The following is an 18,544-nucleotide window of genomic DNA, read 5'->3' on the forward strand; positions in this document are numbered from 1 at the left end:
CATCCACGACATTGTCGTCTGCCGGCTGGGCTTCTTCCTGAGCGCCGCCGGCCTGGGCCTGCTGCGCCTGCATGTCGGCGTAAACCTTTTCACCCAGCTTCTGCGAAGCGGTCGTCAGGGCTTCCACCTTGGCTTCCAGTTCGGCCTTGTCGGCATTGTCCTTCAAGGCAGCTTCCACATCGGCCACGGCCTTCTCGATGGCTTCCTTCTCGGAGGCTTCGAGCTTATCGCCGTGCTCGCCCAGCGACTTGCGGGTGGCGTGCACCAGCGCATCGGCCTGGTTGCGGACCTGAGCCAGCTCGGCAACCTTGCGGTCTTCCTCGGCATTGACCTCGGCATCCTGCACCATGCGCTGGATTTCTTCTTCGGTCAGACCGGAGTTGGCCTTGATGGTGATCTTGTTTTCCTTGCCAGTGCCCTTGTCTTTGGCCGACACATGCAGAATACCGTTGGCGTCGATGTCGAACGTGACTTCGATCTGCGGCAGGCCGCGCGGTGCCGGCGCAATGCCTTCCAGATTGAATTCGCCCAGCATCTTGTTGCCGGCGGCGATTTCACGTTCACCCTGGAACACCTTGATGGTCACCGCAGGCTGGTTGTCGTCAGCCGTGGAATACACCTGCGCATGGCGCGTCGGGATCGTGGTGTTCTTCTGGATCATCTTCGTCATGACACCGCCCAGCGTCTCGATACCGAGAGACAGCGGCGTCACGTCGAGCAGCAGTACGTCCTTGCGGTCGCCAGACAGCACCGAGCCCTGGATAGACGCGCCAGCAGCCACCGCCTCATCCGGATTGACGTCCTTGCGCGGTTCCTTGCCGAAGAATTCCTTCACGGCTTCCTGCACCTTGGGCATGCGGGACATACCGCCGACCAGGATCACATCGTCGATTTCGGAAACCTTGACGCCAGCATCCTTGATGGCCACGCGGCAAGGTTCGATGCTGCGGGCAATCAGGTCTTCGACCAGCGCTTCCAGCTTGGCGCGGGTGATCTTCAGGTTCAAGTGCTTGGGACCGGACGCATCTGCCGTGATGTAAGGCAGGTTGATTTCGGTCTGCTGGCTGGACGACAGCTCGATCTTGGCCTTTTCAGCGGCTTCCTTCAGGCGTTGCAGCGCCAGCACATCCTTGGACAGATCAACGCCTTGTTCTTTCTTGAACTCGTCGATGATGTAGCTGATGATGCGCTGGTCGAAGTCTTCGCCGCCCAGGAAGGTGTCGCCGTTGGTGGACAGCACTTCAAACTGTTTTTCGCCATCGACGTCGGCGATCTCGATGATGGACACGTCAAACGTGCCGCCGCCCAAGTCATAGACGGCGATCTTGCGGTCGCCTGCTTCGCTCTTGTCCAGGCCGAAGGCCAGGGCAGCCGCCGTCGGCTCGTTGATGATGCGCTTGACTTCCAGGCCAGCGATACGGCCAGCATCCTTGGTTGCCTGACGCTGGCTGTCATTGAAGTAGGCCGGCACCGTAATGACGGCTTCGGTCACTTCTTCGCCCAGATAGTCCTCGGCAGTCTTTTTCATCTTGCGCAGGACTTCGGCCGACACCTGGGGAGGCGCCAGCTTCTTGCCGCGCACTTCCACCCAGGCATCACCGTTGTCGGCCTTGATGATGGAGTAAGGCATCAAGTCGATGTCTTTCTGCACTGCTTTTTCGTCGAACTTGCGGCCGATCAGGCGCTTCACCGCGAACAGCGTGTTGCGCGGGTTGGTCACTGCCTGACGCTTGGCCGGCGCGCCGACCAGGGTTTCACCGTCATCCATGTAGGCGACGATGGAAGGCGTGGTGCGGGTGCCTTCGGCATTTTCGATAATGCGGACCTGGCCGCCTTCCAGAACTGCCACGCAGCTGTTGGTGGTGCCCAGGTCGATACCAATGATTTTGCTCATGTCTAGAGTACCTTGCTAAATAGTCAGATTCGTTGCTTGCCGGGCATCACGCCCTCATGCTGGACTATCTGGGGACGATCGACGCAATTTCAAGCGCCCCCGCTGAGAATAAACGGCGGCTTACTGCTGGCCTGCCGAGACCATCACCAGCGCCGGGCGCAGCACGCGCTCGGAGATCAGGTAGCCCACCTGCAGGGTATTGGCCACCGTGTTGGCCGGGTGTTCCGACGGCACGCTGGAAATCGCCTGATGCAGATTAGGGTCAAAGCGCTCGCCGGGGGCCGGCGCAATCTGCTTGAGCTGATGGCGCTCAAACGCGGCGGACAACTGCTTGAGCGTCACATCCACGCCTTCGCGCAAGGCTTCGGCCGTCTGGTTTTCCAGCGCCAGCGCGGCTTCCAGGCTATCACGCACCGGCACCAGGCTTTCGGCAAACGATTCAATGCCGAACTTGCGGGCCTTGGCTACATCTTCCTGGGAACGGCGGCGCACGTTTTCTGCCTCGGCATGGGCGCGCAGCACCTGATCCTTCAGTTCAGCGATTTGGGCCAGCGCCTCGTCGAGCTGTGCCTGCAGATCCGGCTGCCCGGTTTGTTCCGGCAGGTCTTCCGGTTGCACCTGGTCGGGCGAATTGCTATCCGTCATGTCGATTTTCTCCGCAAAATTCATATCAAATGGTCCGCTACCAGGCGGGATGCCAAACAGCGCCGGCACCACCCAGCCCTAACAGCAGCGCCGGGCCGCAGAGGCCCGATCAGGCCAGATCACACCTTCGCGCTAATAACTGGGGGCAATCCTGCCGGTTTCAAGACCCGCCCGCCAAGAAACCGCTGGTGCTTCCCTCGCCGGGCTGACGCCAATCAACGCAAGGCGGCCAGCCGCCCGGCGATCAAATCCGTCAATGCCGCCAGCCAGGCCGGCGCATCATTCATCACCGGCAGGTAGCGGAACTGGCGGCCGCCCGCCTGCAGAAAGGCCTCCCGGCCTTCCATCGCGATTTCTTCCAGGGTTTCCAGGCAATCCGAGGTAAACCCCGGGCACACCACATCCACGCTTGCTACACCTGACTTACCCCAGGCTTTCAGCGTGCCCTCGGTATCGGGCTCCAGCCACTTGGCCGGCCCGAAACGGCTTTGAAAGGACACCACGCAGCGTTCCGCCGGCAACGCCAGCGCCTCGGCCAGGGCCTGCGCCGTTTGCAGGCAATCACGATAGTAGGGATCGCCACGCTCTATGCAGGCGCGCGGCAGCCCATGGAAGCTCAGCAATAAACGCTCGGGCTCGCCATCGGCGCGCCAGCGCTGGCGGATGGCCGAAGCCATGGCGCCGATATACCCTTCATCCAAATGAAAACGCTTGATGAACGACAGTTCGGGCTGATCGCGCATCTGCGCCGCGACACGCGCCACCTGATCCACGGCAGTTGCCGTGGTGCTGGCCGCGTACTGGGGATACAGAGGCACGCACAGAATGCGCTCGCACCCCGCATCCTTGAGCGCTTGCAAGGCTTGCTGCACTGACGGCTGCCCGTAGCGCATGCCTACCGCCACTTCCGCATCCAGGCCCTTGGCCGCCAGACCGGACTGGACGGCCTGGGCCTGGCGCCGGGTGTACACCAGCAGCGGCGACCCGCCCTCCATCCAGATGCTGGCGTAGCGCGGCGCCAGACGGGCCGGGCGCCGTGTCAGGATCGCCCCGTGCAGCACCGGCTTCCAGAGCCAGGACGGCAGCTCGATCACACGCGGGTCGGACAGGAATTCCGCCAGATAACGCCGGATCGCGGCAGGAGTCGGCGCATCTGGCGTGCCCAGATTGAGCAGCAGCACGCCCTGCCGCCCGTAGGCCTGTTCCCTGGCGGACGCCTGAGGAACATCAAACGGATTGGCAAGCCGGGGCTCTGGCAGGTATTTCACGGGTTTCCTCAGGAATTGGGCTGGCTGAGCGCATTGGAAAGCAGCCTGGCAGTGATGTCCACAATGGGAATGACCTTGTCATAGGCCATGCGCGACGGCCCCACCACCCCTAGCGTTCCCACGACCTTGCCATCGACGCCATAAGGCGCCGTCACGACGCTGATATCCTCGAAAGGCATCAGCTGCGATTCGCCGCCGATATAAATCTGCACCCCCTGCGCGCGGCTGGACACATCCAGCAATTGCAGCAGTTCAGTGCGCTTTTCAAACAACGAGAACATGCGGCGCAAACGGTCCATATCAGACGTGATGTCCTCGACTTCCAGCAACTTGCGCTCGCCGGAAATCAGCACGGCATCGCCTTCATTCTCGACATCAGCACTGGTTTCCACTGCCGCCATCATCAGGCGTGAAATATCTTCGCGCAATTGATCCAGCTCGGAAGCCAGCGTGCGCTTGACGACATCGAACGACTTGCCGGCGAAATGCATATTGAAATAGTTGGCCGCTTCCAGCAGCTCCGGCTCGGCATAATCACGCGGCGTGATCAGGATGCGGTTCTGCACATCGCCGTCGGGCGTAATGATGATCAGCAGCACCCTGCGCTCGGACAGCCGGATGAATTCGATCTGCCGGAAGACCTGGGAGCGCTTGGGTGTCAGCACCACTCCGGCGAACTGCGTCAGGTTGGACAGCATGCTGGCTGCCGCCGAGGCCGTGCGCACCGGGTCGGCAATCGGCAGGCGTGTTTCAAAGCTGACGCCCCCAGGCTCGAACGGACGCGCCGCCAGCAGCGTATCGACAAACACGCGATATCCCCGCGGCGTCGGCACGCGGCCGGCAGACGTGTGCGGGCTGTGTATCAACCCGATTTCTTCAAGGTCGGCCATGATATTGCGTATAGAGGCCGGCGACAGGTCGAACACTTTCGACAGCGTGCGCGAACCGACAGGCTGTCCATCAGCGATGTACCGTTCTATCAGGGCCTTGAGCAGAGAGCGTGCGCGATCATCCATCATGAGTTCATTTTAGGATGCTTTTACATCCCTATGAATAGATGGCGGTCGATATAATCGCGCCAGTAACGTCAACCCAGCCCTGGTCGGGCGTTGTGGCCCTGGCGCAGGCACCGCCCGCGCGCCGGATTCGGCCATACCCCGGCATGGCGGCCCCGCCGCCAGCAGCCAGGCTGGGCCAGGCCTGTTTAATATGACGCAGGAACATTCGCCCGCCGGAACCATCCGGTTCAAGAATGCCCGCTGCGCCTTGCACCCTGCCAGGAATTCATGCATTTTTCCACCGTCGCACTGATTGGCCGCTATCAGGATACCCACCTGGATGCCTTGCTGGGCAGCCTGGGCGATCTCCTGACCGAAGCAGGCCGCCATGTACTGGTCGAAGCAGAAACCGCCCGCTACACCGGGCTGAAACGGTTCCCCCTGGCAACCTACGATGAAATCGGCCGCCAGGCGGAACTGGCGATTGTCGTGGGCGGCGATGGCACCATGCTGGGCGCCGCGCGCCAGCTGGCGCCATACCGTGTGCCGGTTGCAGGCATCAACCATGGCCGGCTGGGATTCATCACGGACATCCCCCTGCCGCAGGCGCACGACGCGCTGCGCGACCTGCTGGCCGGACGCTATAACGCGGAAGACCGCATGATGCTGACCGGCCGCGTGCTGCGCGAAGGCGAAATCCTGTGCCAGGCCTGCGCGCTCAACGACGTTGTCCTGAGCCGCGCCGGCCGTGGCGGCATGATAGAAATGCGCCTGGAAGTCGATGGCGTGTATATGAATACGCAGCGCGCCGACGGCATCATCGTCGCCACGCCCACTGGCTCCACCGCCTATGCCTTGGCCGCCAGCGGCCCTATCGTCCACCCCGGCATAGAAGCCATGGTGCTGGTGCCGGTATCGCCGCAAACGCTCTCCAACCGGCCCATCGTTCTGCCGCCCACCGGTGTTCTCAGCATCACCCTGACCTCCATGAGCCGGGTCGAAGCCGGGGCCAGCATTCACTTCGATATGCAATCCTGGTCGGAACTCCAGCCCGGAGACCGCATTGAGGTCCTGCGCGCCCCAGATACCATCCGTTTCCTGCACCCGCCGGGCTACAGCTTCTTTTCCACCCTGCGCCACAAGCTACACTGGAACGTCATGCCCAGAATGGATGACCAGGACGAGTAAACCATCATGCTGCATTCGCTGCACATCCGCGATTTCGTCATTGTCGATGAGGCCGAAATCCGTTTCGGCCCTGGCTTTAGCGTATTTTCCGGCGAAACCGGCGCGGGCAAATCCATTCTGATCGACGCCCTGGCGCTGTGCCTGGGCGCGCGCGGCGATGCCGGCGTGTTGCGCGAAGGCGCCAGCCGCGCCGACATCCACGCCAGTTTCACCCCGCCCGCCGAATTGAACGCCTGGCTGCAGGCGCATGACCTGGATGCCGGCGGCGAACTGGTGCTGCGCCGCGTGATCGACGCCCAGGGCCGCAGCCGCGCCTATGTCAACGGCGCGCCGTCCACCCTGACGCAACTGCGCGAGCTGGGCGAACAATTGGTGGATATCCACGGCCAGCATGCGCACCAAAGCTTGATGCGCAGCGATGCCCAGCGCGACCTGCTCGACACTCATGGCGAACTGACGCCGCTGGCGCGCCAGACCGAACAGGCCTGGAAACATTGGCACAGCCTGACGCGCCAGATTGAACGGCTGGAACGCGACGCCGATGCCCGCCAGGAACGCGCCGATCAGCTGCAATGGCAACTGGACATGCTGCACAGTGTCAATCTGCAACCCGGCGAATGGCCGCGCCTGCAAGCCGAACATGACAGGCTGGCGCACGCCCAGGCGCTGCTCGATGGCGGCGCCCAGGCCCTGAGCCTGCCGGACGACGACCAGGGCGCGCTGCACCTGCTGTCTGGCGCCATCGGCAAGCTGAACCATTTGCTGCGCCACGATACCGCGCTGACCGCCATCCGCGACACACTGGAATCCGCCCGCATCGCCGCCAGCGACGCCATTTCGGAATTGCGTGATTATGTCGAGCGCATGGATCTGGACCCGGAAAACCTCGCCCGCGCCGAAGCACGCCTGAGCGCGGTTTTCGACCTGTCGCGCAAGCTCAGAGCCGACCCGGATACCCTGCCCGAGCTGCAGGAACAACTGGAACACGAAGCCGAGACCCTGCGCGCCGCCAATGATGCCGAACACCTGAAGCAGGAAGAAGCCACGGTGCGCGCCGCCTACGACACACTCGCCGCGCAACTCTCGGCAGGCCGGCGCAAGGCCGCCAACGACCTATCGCACCATGTCACGGCTGCCATGCAAACCCTGGCCATGGACGGCGGCCGCTTTGAGATTCAGCTCGACAGCGCCGCGCCCGGCGCCCATGGCAATGAAACCATCGTCTTTCAAGTCGCCGGCCATGCTGGCGTGGCGCCGCGCCCCCTGGCAAAAGTCGCCTCCGGCGGCGAACTGGCGCGTATTTCCTTGGCCCTTTCTGTCATCGCCAGCCGCGCCGCCCGTGTCCCCACCCTGATTTTCGATGAAGTTGACACTGGCATCGGCGGCGCCGTGGCCGAAGTCGTCGGACGCTTGCTGCAAGAACTGGGCACGCGCCACCAGGTCCTGTGCGTGACTCACCTGCCGCAGGTCGCGGCTTGCGGCGACAAGCATTTTCAAGTCAGCAAAAGCTCGGATGGCGAACTCACGCGCTCGGCCATTGTCCCACTGGGCAAACAAGGCCGGATCGAAGAAATCGCCCGTATGCTGGGCGGCATCACCCTGACCGACACCACCCGCCGGCACGCGAAAGAAATGCTCTCGCGTTCCGGCACACTGGACCCGGCCTGACCGCTCGTGCCATCCCCGGCTACACTTATGACAGATTTCATCACGCAACCGACACGAGCCCATTCCATGGATCGCAGCATGTCCCAAGTTAATGCATCGTTTTCTCGCGCCCGCCTCAGCGCTCTTCTTATCGCGCTGGCCATAGGCGCCACTGGCTGCACCTCGGGCAAATGGGGCTTCCCCTACCGTGCCAGCGTTCAACAAGGCAACTGGGTAACCGCCAGCCAGGTCGCTCTGCTGCAACCCGGCATGAGCCGCGACCAAGTGCAATTCGCGCTGGGCAGCCCGATGCTGACCAGCATCCTGCACTCCGACCGCTGGGATTACACCTACTTCTACCAACCCGGCAGCGGCAAGCCGCAGCACCGCGTCTTCACGGTCTGGTTCGACAATGACCGCCTGGCCCGCTGGGAAGGCGACGCCGTTCCCGAAGTCCAGCCCTTCCAGAAAGGGGCCCAGGACGGCAAAATCGACCTGATCGAAATCGACAAGATTGCTGAAACCGCCCCTGCCTCGCCGGCAGCGCCGATTGCAGCACCGCAAGAAGGCGTCACGGAAACCCTGGATATCGGCGGCGATCCTGTGCCCCTGCACATCGAACTGCAACCGACACCGATCACCGAACCCGGCGCCGCCAGCCCGGCACCCATGCCGCTGTAAGCTTCGCGCACGGCCTCCGCCCGGGAGCCGCGCCCTTAATATTGCAAGGAATACCACACATGCGCATCGCCATTGCAGGCGCTAGCGGCCGCATGGGCCGCATGCTGATCGACGCCGTTCTCGCTGCCAAGGATCTCACCCTGGCCGTCGCCCTGGACCGCCCCGGCTCACCCGCCATCGGTCAGGACGCGGGCGCCCATGCGGGCGTCACCACCGGCGTTCTGCTCAGCGATCAGCTGGACGATCTGGCCCAGGCTGATTGCCTGATCGACTTCACACGCCCCGAAGGCACCCTGGTCCACCTGGACGCCTGTGTCCGCCATGGCACCAAAATCGTGATCGGCACCACCGGCTTCGACGCAGCCGGACACGATGCCATCCATGCCGCCAGTGAAAAAATCGCGGTGGTCTTTGCCCCCAACATGAGCGTGGGCGTCAATGCCACACTGCGCCTGCTGGAAATGGCCGCCAAGCTGCTCAACGAAGGCTACGACACCGAAATCTTCGAAGCCCACCACCGCCACAAGGTGGATGCCCCCTCGGGCACCGCCATCGGCATGGGCCGCGTCATTGCCGAGGCCCGCGGCCAGAAACTGGACGACGTTGCGGTCTGGACCCGCTATGGCGAAACCGGGCCGCGCCAGGATGGCACCATCGGTTTTTCCGTCGTGCGCGGCGGCGACATCATCGGCGACCACACCGTGTACTTCTGCGGCACGGGCGAACGCATAGAAATCAGCCACCGTTCCAGCAGCCGCGCCGGCTATGCCGAAGGCAGCGTGCGCGCTGCGCGCTTCCTGGGCCAGAAAGAACACGGCCTGTTCAACATGCAGGACGTCCTGGCGCTCTAAGCCCAAGTCCAAGCCCGAGCCCAAGCCGCCATCATCTGCACTGGCATTATCAAACCGCCCCGTACGGCAAAGCACGGGGCGGTTTGCATTTCATCCGCAGCCGCCAGAACGCCTGACAACCCAGCCTATCCGCCTATCCCAGGCAGCCACCCCTCCAGGGTTCCGCTTGCGCCTATGCGCTCAATAGCGGCCAGGGGCCAGAATCGGCTCGCGCTCCAGCGACACCCCGAAACCGGCCAGCACATCGGCGCGCACAGCAGCTTCCAGACGCAGCACATCCGCCGCACTGGCCCCGCCACGATTTACCATCACCAAAGCCTGGCGCTCATGCATGGCCACCGGCCCCAGCGCCCGCCCCTTCCAGCCGCAGCGGTCGATCAGCCAGCCGGCCGCCAGCTTGCTCTGGCCATCCGCCACCCGATATCGGGGCATCTCCGGGAAACGCTGCTGCAAGGCATCGGCCTGCGCATCGGCCACCACCGGATTCTTGAAAAAACTCCCGGCATTGCCCAGCACCGCCGGGTCCGGCAGCTTGGCGCGCCGCACAGCGCACACCGCGTCAAAAATATCCTGCGGGCGCACCTGTGCCGCAGGCTTATCCTGTAAACCTGCATGGCGCTGCAAATCCGGATACTCCATACGCGGCGCCCACGCCTTGGGCAAAGCCAGCACCACAGACGTAATCAGCCAGCGCCCCTGGCCCGCCTGCTTGAAACGGCTATCACGATACGCAAAACCGCACTCGCCCGCCGGCCACACCACCGCCTGAGCGGCAGCCAGATCCCAGGCATGCACCTGCACCAGGCGCTCGGCCACTTCCAAACCGTAAGCGCCGATATTCTGCACGGGCGCCGCCCCCACCGTCCCTGGAATCAACGCCAGGTTTTCCAGGCCGCCAAGACCCTGCGCCACGCACCACTGCACCAGGCCGTGCCAGCTCTCCCCAGCCGCGGCCTCCACCAGCACAGCATCATCCGTCTCGCCCACGCGGCGCACGCCGGGCAAACGCGCTGCGATCACCAGGCCGTCCACCTCATCGGGCAGCACCAGATTGCTGCCGCCCCCCAGCACCAGCGCCGACGCATACTGCCGCGCCAGCCGGCTCACGCCCGGCAACTGCGCCAGCGCATCCACCGCCACAAACGCCGCGGCGCGCGCTGGCAAACCCAGCGTATTCAACGCGCGCAAATCCTGCGGCGCAGCGGCCAACACCGGCATATCGTGCCCCCCGGACGCAGCGCGGGGCAATGAAGACTGAGAAGCTGAGGCATTTGACATAGTGCCGTAATCTTATGCTATAGTTGCATTCTTCGCTTGTGGCCCGGAAACGTTCCAGCCAATTCGCCAAGGAAACCCTTCAAAGGAATTTCCCAAAACGATAACAAACAAGCCATGCGGGAGTAGCTCAGTTGGTAGAGCGCAACCTTGCCAAGGTTGAGGTCGCGAGTTCGAGACTCGTCTCCCGCTCCAAATTCAAAAAAAGCCCAAACTTCGGTTTGGGCTTTTTTTTCGTCCAGCACCGCCTACTAACATCCGCCTAAATCCACGCAATTTCAGTCCATTTTTTGAGCTTCGCTCGCGGTAGGATGAACTGACTTTTAGGCCGTTTACCCGCAGAGATGTCTCAATCCAGGCTTTCTTTGGAGACATCATGATGTATTACAGATGCTGCGACACGACAAGCAAAAGCCACGAGTCATCCCTATACACTTGTCGAGTCGGATGGACTCTCATTGGCGATTTCTGCCAAGGGCAGCAAGTCGTAGCACTTCCGCTACTACTGACTGACAGGCCACACAGAAATGCATGTCACTAGACACCTAGCCTGAGGTATCACTGCGCGATGCTCAACACCTGCGCGACCACGCTCATGCACTGCTCAGCAAGGACATAAACCCCAGACTCGAACTGCAGGACGGACGACAAAGTACCTTGTCACAGATGAGGCGGATTTTCAGCAAGGATGTCTTGCCCATCGACAAGAACTGGATCAAGAACCGGATCCGGCCGGTGGCGCTCGGGCGCAAGAACTGGCTGTTTGCGGGATCACTACGGGCCGGACAGCGGGCTGCTACAGTGATAAGCCTAATCCAGTCGACACGTCTCAATGAGCATGATCCGTATCCCTATCTGAAAGATGTACCCACGCGCCTGCCAACACGGCCCAACAGCCAGACTGTAGAACAGCGGACCCATCGCTAGGGCGCAGCGATGGGTCTCCACGATACCGCCTATAGCACCACACTATGTACTGTACAAAAGCCTCGCTGATCTACCACCGGACGCAGAATCTTCGGTCGATACAGCTGATCCTCAGACATACAAAGCTGGAAGCACAATTCGCTACCTTGGCATCGAGATCGACGATGCACTTGAGATGGCGGAGCAAACAGAGATTCGCAGGATCTTTTGCTGGCTTACGGTTTTGCCTCGCAATGCATCAGGCTATTGAGGACCCCACGGTGCACGGTACGGCCCCCTGTGATCCAGATGGACGGCGAACCAGCGGCTTCCTTTGGTCGGCAAGCAGATATAAGCGACAGTTGCCGGTCCGGAACCCAATGTGGGGATCACGCTGACAGTTAAGCACGTTGTGCCGCGATTCATTCAAATCAGAACGGTCTGCGTCGCATACCGGCGACATTCACTTTGTCGAGTGCAAGCGCCCCTCTTCGATAATCTGCTAACGAACGCGACTACTCACTCGTGGAATGCCGCACAGCTCATACCAACCGCAGCTTGCCTTTCTCGCTTTTAAGCATAATAAAATTGAATGCTATGATATCAATATGTAACACAAGGATTATTCCCTTCTGCACCACTGGACAAGATCAAAGATAAAGATATCGCGAGCGGTAGCGTATCGGCGAGATGGCGTGCATTAATCAGTCGGGTGGCGTGATGCACTCGAAACAGGAGCCGTATGCCGATAAATTTGAAGGTATTCTCGGTACAAACAGAGTGGCAGGGGTGCACTTGGAGCATCCCCTCCATTGACGAGCTCGCAAATGCGATTGCGATAGTTGCAATGGGCCAGTCGAGCCATGTGGCGAAAATCATGCATGCCGCAGGTCTTGCTGCGTTGCCAACAACAAAAGGTGCAAGCAGAGGGGGAATCAAACTCCTCACCGTAACGGGCAATGATCCTAGCCATCGGGATGGCTGGATGTTCCAAGTAATGTCATGGCTCGCTGCCCAAAAGCGAACCCCTGGTGCCCTCCTAAATGTGCCGCACATGATTCATGCCCACAAGGGCCTTGATGGGCTACAGGTGGACATTGATGCCGCGCAGAAGATTTCCGCAGTCGTCTTGTTCGAGGACAAGGCAACAACCAATCCGCGCTCAATGGTGACTAGTAAGGTGTGGCCGGAGTTTGAAGAGTTTGAGACGGGGGACAATGAACACCTTGTCACATCAGAAGTTACATCCCTACTCGCGCGCGCCAAGCACCCAGACCCTGAGCAAGCGGTGGCTGCCGTTATGTGGACGCAGGTCCGTCGGTTTCGACTGAGTATTACTGATGAGCAAAGTACTGACAACTCACAAGCAAAGCTCTTCAAAGGATATTCAACCAAGGTTACAGGAGGTGTGCATCGCCGACGAGCTGAAGTCTTTGCCGTAAAAGGGCTTCGGGAATGGATGGACGAATTGGCACAGGCAGCCATTAAGAAGGTCAGAGCTTCTGCTACAAGAGATTGAGGGCTTTACGTGTTCGATGAACCCACATCAGAGTTAATTCGCTCTGCACCACCGTTGTCCGGTCTTGATCCAGAGTCGCTTCCGAAGACCCTCACAAAAGCCTATGCAGAAATCGTAGCGGTACGTCTACGTGTACGGAGTTTGGCGAAGGCAGCTGGGCGGCAAGATGATTTTTTTGGGGCTCTACGCCCAGAAATTGACCAGCTCCGCAAGATTGCTTTTACGCAGGAAGCTATTGCGTCGATCAATCCTGAAGGTCCACATCGCCGGGGAGCAGCCTTTCTTGCAGCCACTGCACACTATGTGACACTACAGGCAGGTCTTCTCTCGAAGCCAACAGACAAGCGGTTTCTTCTTACCGCCGGTGGTGTTACACCACAGGTCTCCGCTACCCTACTATTCCTTGCGGCTGGCGCCAGCCCTGATGCCGCAGAGATGTCGCATCAAATTGAGATTTCAGAAGAAGTTCCTGCAGTTGAGCGAAGGCTACTGAGAGACATCAAGCTGTTGGCGACCGGGGAATTAGGTGAGCTGCTCAGTGACGAGACACAGCCTGTGGCCCCATCGTTAGACGGGGACCTCACGCTTGCTGAGGTCGGAGCCACAGCACTTTACTTGATGCTGCATCGTTGCGTCAAAGCCATCGCGGCCGAGATTCTTGACATAGAGGGGCATCCAGCACCGCTTCAGGAGCTCGACAGGATTGAGAGGCTTTGTTCGGAGCCCACAGTCCAATATGTAGGAAGTATCGGTCACAGCGCCTTTCCTGGCCCGCGTCACTTGGCATCACTTTTGAAGTCAGTCGGGCGCGAGCTGCCCGCTGACAGCTTGGCGCGCTTGAAAGCGCCATCTGGTGTTAGTGAGTTGTTGTGGGCACAGGGCCTTGCCCACATTGCCAAGACACGCCCATATCTCTGGGCGAACCATCGCGATGCTGTCCGACAAGGCTATCTAACGCCTGGAATCTCAGCGGCTATTAGCTTCCCTACGGGAGCTGGCAAATCAACGCTCTCCGAGCTCAAGATTCTCGCGAATCTGTGCCAAGGGAAAGACACAATATTCTTAGCTCCCACCCTTGCGTTGGTCGACCAGACAGCACGCTCACTAAACAAAACGTTCCCGACCGCTCAATTGGACAGAGAGCGGGCAAGCGACAACCCGTTCGATTTTGATATTGGAAACAGGTTGGCCCCAATGTCCGTGATGACGCCAGAGCGCTGTCTCGCGCTCATGGGCTATCAACCGGAACTTTTCGAAAATGTCGGCTTATTGGTATTTGATGAATGCCACTTGCTGCATGCCGGTGTCAACGACCGCAGCCGACGAGCCGTGGATGCGATGTTGTGCATCTTGAATCTTTCCGTGCAAGCACCTAACGCCGACTATCTACTGCTGTCCGCCATGATGAGTAATACAGCAGAAGTAGCAGCATGGCTGGCTGAACTGACCAGTCGCCCATGCCTACCTCTCAACATGGCATGGAAGCCAACCCGTCAAGTGCGAGGGTGCGTGGTCTTCTCCAGCACACGAGTGGCGGAGCTTCGCACGATGCTGACTGACGCGCGACAGTCTATGCTGGACGAGGGCGAAGAGGCCCCCCAACCAAATGCAGCACTGAAGCAGACGCTCACAGCAAAACCTCTGGGACTTTTGGGCTTACGATTTCGCTGGGATTCGAAAAACCGCGATGACTACTCACTTCAGCCGCTGTCTGAGAATGAAACTAAGCTTTCGGTAAGCAGCACCACGTGGAGATTAACTGCAAATGCTAACAGCGTAGCTGCCGAACTTGCCTCTTATGCATCTCGCAATGATGGAATCAAGACGCTTATTTTTGCGCACACAGTGCCTCTTGCCGTAAGCACTCAAAAGGCCGCCGGACAGCACCTCGGCGAAAAGAATATTCCCTTTTTAGCCGACGAACAGGCGCTCTATGAGTTAGCACTTAAGGAAGTTGGAGATGCTTCAGCTCTGTACATCGAGACCGTCCAAGGCAAAGCTGCTAAATGGTCAAGTCTTTGTCACCACGGCTTGCTATTGCCGGCCGAAAGGCAATTGCACGAGGCGCTGTTCAAACGTGCAGATGGAGTGTCCGTGCTTGTCGCGACGTCGACTCTTGCGCAGGGTATGAACCTGCCCAGTCATGTGGTCATCATTGCTGGCGATAGCAAGTTTGACGAGGAAAACCAGCAACTGGCTCGGATGAAGGCACATGACCTTCTCAACGCCGCAGGAAGAGCCGGCCGTGCGGGACAAAGCTCATATGGCCTGGTGCTCGTGGTGCCAAGCAAGGTTGTGGACTTTGATGAATCCAGTAACAGAATAGCCAAGCACTGGACCGAACTTCAGAGCATTTTCGCGCAAAGTGACCAATGCTTAGCGATTGAGGACCCTCTTGAAGCACTTTTGGATCGCATCCAAGCCAGCGACCACCATGTGGAAGGTGACGCTGATTACTTATTGCGTCGGCTACCGATTACTACTGACACTGAGGACATGGATGGTGCTGCCAAAAATTTGCTGAATAGGTCATTTTTAGCGTATCGCTTAAGAAAGCAGGGGAAACAGGACAAGCTCAACGACCGTATCAATCATGCCATCGCCGTACGCAGAAAAATGCAAGAACTGGACGCGGATCCAGATTGGGCGGACAGGTTGGCTGCTAGCTATGGAGTTAGGTCAGACGTATTGCGCGAGTTGAGGCAGCGCCTTGATGAGATTCCACCCGAGGGGCGCCAGACCTCCCATTGGTTTGCGTGGACATCGGAATGGTTGGCGGAACGACCCATTCTGCTCTCTCAGATGATCCGCCGAGAGAGTTTGAACGATTACATGGGCACGAATTTCGCAGAAGTGCAGGATGACGCGGAACGCGGCAAGCTAGCGATTGATATCTCCCTCGCAGCCCTAAAGGCGTGGGTGACAGGGAAAACACTGGCTGACATTCAAACAATCAATCCCCCTGCCCGGAAATCGAAGCAATTTGTTCAGGCACGCAGGTTCGTACTACGAGTTCTTCCAGAGCTAGCTTATATCTTTTCGCTACCAGAGCTCGTGCGACGGTACATTGCCAAGGAGGAGTTTTCCTTGGCAATGGACGAACTTGCCTCGATACACCTTGAAAAACTCGGAAGCTGTGTGCGGGAAGGTTATGATACTGTCGAAAAACTTGCCCTAGCCCGATATCGGGGAAAGGCGCTATCCCGTGTCGGCGTCCATGCCCAATGGGAGGAGATGGGCTGGTGGATGAGTTCAGCCCCACCCAATGAACCATGGAAGGATGTTTTAACTCGGGTCAAAACTGATGCTGCATGGTATGACCAATAGACCCACATGATATTTTGTGGACATTCTGCCTCTCTCTGTTACTAACTACCACAAAGCACCGTAAGCATTATTTATATCCTAGAACGTAGCCCGGCATCGAGTGCATCAGCCTGCGCGGCAAAGTCTTGTGAACGGCGTCTCTGGAAGATTGCCAAGTTAGCGAGCTTCCAGCGCAACGCGGGCAACTGATCGGCGTGCGGGCATTGCAACAGCGACCAGTCGGGTTCGGCGCGGGCCAGTCCGCTCAGGAACTGCCGGTGGGCGGCACTCAACCGCCGTGGCAGTTCCTGGCGTAGTTGGGTTCGGGTTTCGAGCAGAACCTGAAGTGGGCAGTCCACTTCAGTCATGCCAACGAAAGCGCGTTCATATTCGGCTGTGATGTCCTTATCGTTCCCGAACAGCACTTCATGAGTGGGTCGGCTATGCCCTGCCAAATAGACCACGAAGCATTCGACCATGGCATCGGTCAGGCCTCCGGTCTGGAACAACTGCCAGACATCGAACAAATCTCGCGGGTGCTGGCGATCCAGGGCGGCGACCAGTTTGCCTGCATAGAGTTCGTCCGGCGCGAGCACCGGCACCGCAAATTCGACCCCGAACAGATCGCCAGTGCGGGCACTCAACGGCCTGCGCTCGATGGGCAGCACCGTGCCACGAAACACGACATTGACCTCGACTTTGACCTGGCTGGTTTCGTTCTCGACGATCAGCTTGGTGTCACCAAGGTCTTTGCTGCGGATCAGCCGTGTTTGTACGCCAAGGCGTTCGACGCGTTGCGCGATGGCGGCCAGTTCCTGGTTGATATCCAGTAATGCCTGATCACGGGGTGTCTGCCAAGGGCGGTACACCACATCTATATCTACCGACAGTCGGGGCATGTCCCGCAGGAACAGATTGATGGCCGTACCACCCTTCATGGCGAAGATGTCGTTATCGAACACGTCGGGCGTGATGCTCAGCAACAGGCGGACGGTGTCGGCATAGTGTTTATCCATGAGGGTTCAGGCTCAAGAGGGTTCCATCGTCCAGCCGACTCATCCAGCGCCTAGCGCTGCCGAAGCGTACCGGGTATTGCGCCAGCAACTCATCCACATCAATAACGCCGGTTTCCCGCGCCCAGGTCAGAAACAGGCGCACGGCCTTGACGCTGATGCAACAGGCCAGTAGCCGTCCGAGCACGTCCTTGCGCGGTGAGCGCAGGCCGTCGAACAGATTGCGGGATTCTTCGAGGCTTTCCCGCGTGCCAGTGTCGTAGAGCAGCTCCAGCACTGCGCGTTCGGGCACTGCCACCCGCAGTCCAGCAGGCTGTCCGGGTGGTGTGTGCAGGGTCTTGTTGGCGAGATCACCGCCTGGCCATTCGAACAGCCTTGCATTGACGTAGCGCGATGGAAACCGTGTGGTGAACCAGCCAGGCAACGCAAAGCGGGTCTCCCCCCAGAGCACCAAGGTTTCCCTGGGGGCCAGGTTGTGCCGAACCCCTTGCAGCGCCAGGGCGCTTTTGCCGCCGATGTGCAGCCCGGCGACCCGCTCTTGCAGGAGCCGCAGCGCACCGCTGGCGTCAAAGTTGTCATTGGGATAGGCATAGACGCCGTGTCCCAGGCGCACCAGCCAGCCGCTCTCGGCGTAACGGGCAGCCAGTTTGGGTGACACACCAAAGGTTTCAAGCACGGCGAGATCGAACGGTGCTCCCCGAGGAAGCTCCGCCTGCAGGCGCTTGATTATCTGGTGTCTCGAATGTTCACTCATGCAAGAAATATAAGTCAAAATCTAATCACTCGCCACTAGAGCTAATAGATTCTCCTCTGAAATTCACCCTATAGTAGAATTTCATTACACAATCTAATCTTAACCCGCTAAGTTGAGCAACGCGACCAAGATAGGCCCACCGCACCACTTGACGAGGGGCCCAGATTGGAAGGCGGTTCCGGCTGTTCTTATCGTACGACTCGAAGGCAAAACATCGTCCATACTTGGGGCAACCATGAATCATCGGGCAACCTCATGCAAGACATCTACCTTAGCAATGATGACTGATGCGGCTTGGCGGGATACATCATGGATGCCAGCGGAAGCCACTGGATGCCGGTGGACAGCCGACGTTGACGTTGCGAAAAAGCTAGTCCAAAATCTAGTCCATCCAGTCATTCAAGATGAAGTTAATTTGTTTTAAATCAATGAGTTATGACTTCATCCAGGAGCCCGTCTCCCGCTCCAAATTCAAAAAAAGCCCAAACTTCGGTTTGGGCTTTTTTTTCGCAAAACTCACCAATACGCAACTGTCGTTAGCCATAGCTAAACAGACCACAAACTTTTCCGTTTCGGCCTGTTTAGCACTCACGCAATGA

General features: G+C 59.3%; 13 protein-coding genes, 1 tRNA gene and 2 pseudogenes. 9 read left to right on the top strand and 7 right to left on the bottom strand.

The genetic code is table 11. The features are described 5' to 3' along the window. The 4 genes from dnaK to hrcA form a co-directional block, all read right to left on the bottom strand. On the bottom strand, positions 1-1,894 hold a 1,894-nt coding region (gene dnaK / locus ACTJGZ_RS08240), incomplete at its 3' end, for a molecular chaperone DnaK (RefSeq protein WP_441662456.1). Between the two features lie 120 nt (positions 1,895-2,014). After that, positions 2,015-2,539: a nucleotide exchange factor GrpE gene (gene grpE / locus ACTJGZ_RS08245; RefSeq protein ID WP_441662457.1), complete on the bottom strand. Its 525-nt coding sequence runs from the start codon at positions 2,537-2,539 to the stop codon at positions 2,015-2,017. 215 nt (positions 2,540-2,754) lie between these two features. Continuing rightward, positions 2,755-3,807: a ferrochelatase gene (gene hemH, locus ACTJGZ_RS08250; protein ID WP_441662458.1), complete on the bottom strand. Its 1,053-nt coding sequence runs from the start codon at positions 3,805-3,807 to the stop codon at positions 2,755-2,757. Positions 3,808-3,815: 8 nt separating this feature from the next. Next, entirely contained in the window at positions 3,816-4,823 is a 1,008-nt protein-coding gene (hrcA, locus tag ACTJGZ_RS08255; protein WP_441662482.1) for a heat-inducible transcriptional repressor HrcA, read from the bottom strand. 270 nt (positions 4,824-5,093) lie between these two features. Here hrcA and ACTJGZ_RS08260 point away from each other — a divergent pair, with 270 nt between their 5' ends. The 4 genes from ACTJGZ_RS08260 to dapB all read left to right on the top strand — a co-directional run bounded on the left by ACTJGZ_RS08260 (position 5,094) and on the right by dapB (position 9,172). Then, positions 5,094-5,993, top strand: coding sequence for an NAD kinase (locus ACTJGZ_RS08260; RefSeq protein WP_441662459.1), 900 nt, complete (start codon positions 5,094-5,096; stop codon positions 5,991-5,993). A 6-nt stretch (positions 5,994-5,999) separates the two neighbouring features. Further along, positions 6,000-7,661 carry a DNA repair protein RecN gene (gene recN / locus ACTJGZ_RS08265; RefSeq protein ID WP_441662460.1) on the top strand — a complete coding sequence of 554 codons (1,662 nt, stop codon included), beginning with the start codon at positions 6,000-6,002 and terminating at the stop codon, positions 7,659-7,661. A gap of 78 nt (positions 7,662-7,739) precedes the next feature. Next, positions 7,740-8,321 carry an outer membrane protein assembly factor BamE gene (locus tag ACTJGZ_RS08270; protein WP_441662461.1) on the top strand — a complete coding sequence of 194 codons (582 nt, stop codon included), beginning with the start codon at positions 7,740-7,742 and terminating at the stop codon, positions 8,319-8,321. Positions 8,322-8,380: 59 nt separating this feature from the next. Further along, positions 8,381-9,172, top strand: a complete 792-nt coding sequence (dapB, locus tag ACTJGZ_RS08275; protein ID WP_441662462.1) for a 4-hydroxy-tetrahydrodipicolinate reductase — start codon at positions 8,381-8,383, stop codon at positions 9,170-9,172. Between the two features lie 180 nt (positions 9,173-9,352). Here dapB and murB read toward each other — a convergent pair whose 3' ends face one another. Then, entirely contained in the window at positions 9,353-10,390 is a 1,038-nt protein-coding gene (murB, locus tag ACTJGZ_RS08280) for a UDP-N-acetylmuramate dehydrogenase (protein ID WP_441662463.1), read from the bottom strand. Positions 10,391-10,566: 176 nt separating this feature from the next. Between murB and ACTJGZ_RS08285 the strand changes: the two genes are divergently transcribed. The 5 genes and pseudogenes from ACTJGZ_RS08285 to ACTJGZ_RS08305 all read left to right on the top strand — a co-directional run bounded on the left by ACTJGZ_RS08285 (position 10,567) and on the right by ACTJGZ_RS08305 (position 16,199). Further along, a tRNA-Gly gene (locus ACTJGZ_RS08285) sits at positions 10,567-10,642 on the top strand. A gap of 498 nt (positions 10,643-11,140) precedes the next feature. Beyond that, positions 11,141-11,374: pseudogene (locus ACTJGZ_RS08290) on the top strand (transposase domain-containing protein); the annotation flags it as partial. 3 nt (positions 11,375-11,377) lie between these two features. Then, a pseudogene (locus ACTJGZ_RS08295) lies at positions 11,378-11,624 on the top strand (hypothetical protein); the annotation flags it as partial. A 471-nt stretch (positions 11,625-12,095) separates the two neighbouring features. Continuing rightward, positions 12,096-12,872, top strand: coding sequence for a hypothetical protein (locus tag ACTJGZ_RS08300; protein WP_441662464.1), 777 nt, complete (start codon positions 12,096-12,098; stop codon positions 12,870-12,872). 9 nt (positions 12,873-12,881) lie between these two features. Next, positions 12,882-16,199 (top strand): DEAD/DEAH box helicase, encoded by a 3,318-nt coding sequence (locus ACTJGZ_RS08305; RefSeq protein WP_441662465.1) that lies wholly within the window; start codon positions 12,882-12,884, stop codon positions 16,197-16,199. A 71-nt stretch (positions 16,200-16,270) separates the two neighbouring features. On the opposite strand, the gene ACTJGZ_RS08310 is transcribed toward ACTJGZ_RS08305, so the two are convergent. Further along, positions 16,271-17,194: a nucleotidyl transferase AbiEii/AbiGii toxin family protein gene (locus ACTJGZ_RS08310; protein WP_441662466.1), complete on the bottom strand. Its 924-nt coding sequence runs from the start codon at positions 17,192-17,194 to the stop codon at positions 16,271-16,273. Continuing rightward, on the bottom strand, positions 17,187-17,945 hold the full coding sequence (locus tag ACTJGZ_RS08315) for a type IV toxin-antitoxin system AbiEi family antitoxin domain-containing protein (protein ID WP_441662467.1): 759 nt from the start codon (positions 17,943-17,945) through the stop codon (positions 17,187-17,189). The genes ACTJGZ_RS08310 and ACTJGZ_RS08315 overlap by 8 nt, the downstream gene beginning before the upstream one ends. Between the last annotated feature and the right edge of the window lie 599 nt (positions 17,946-18,544).

Origin of the sequence: Kerstersia sp., assembly GCF_052103615.1 — a bacterium.
Lineage (GTDB): Bacteria > Pseudomonadota > Gammaproteobacteria > Burkholderiales > Burkholderiaceae_B > Kerstersia.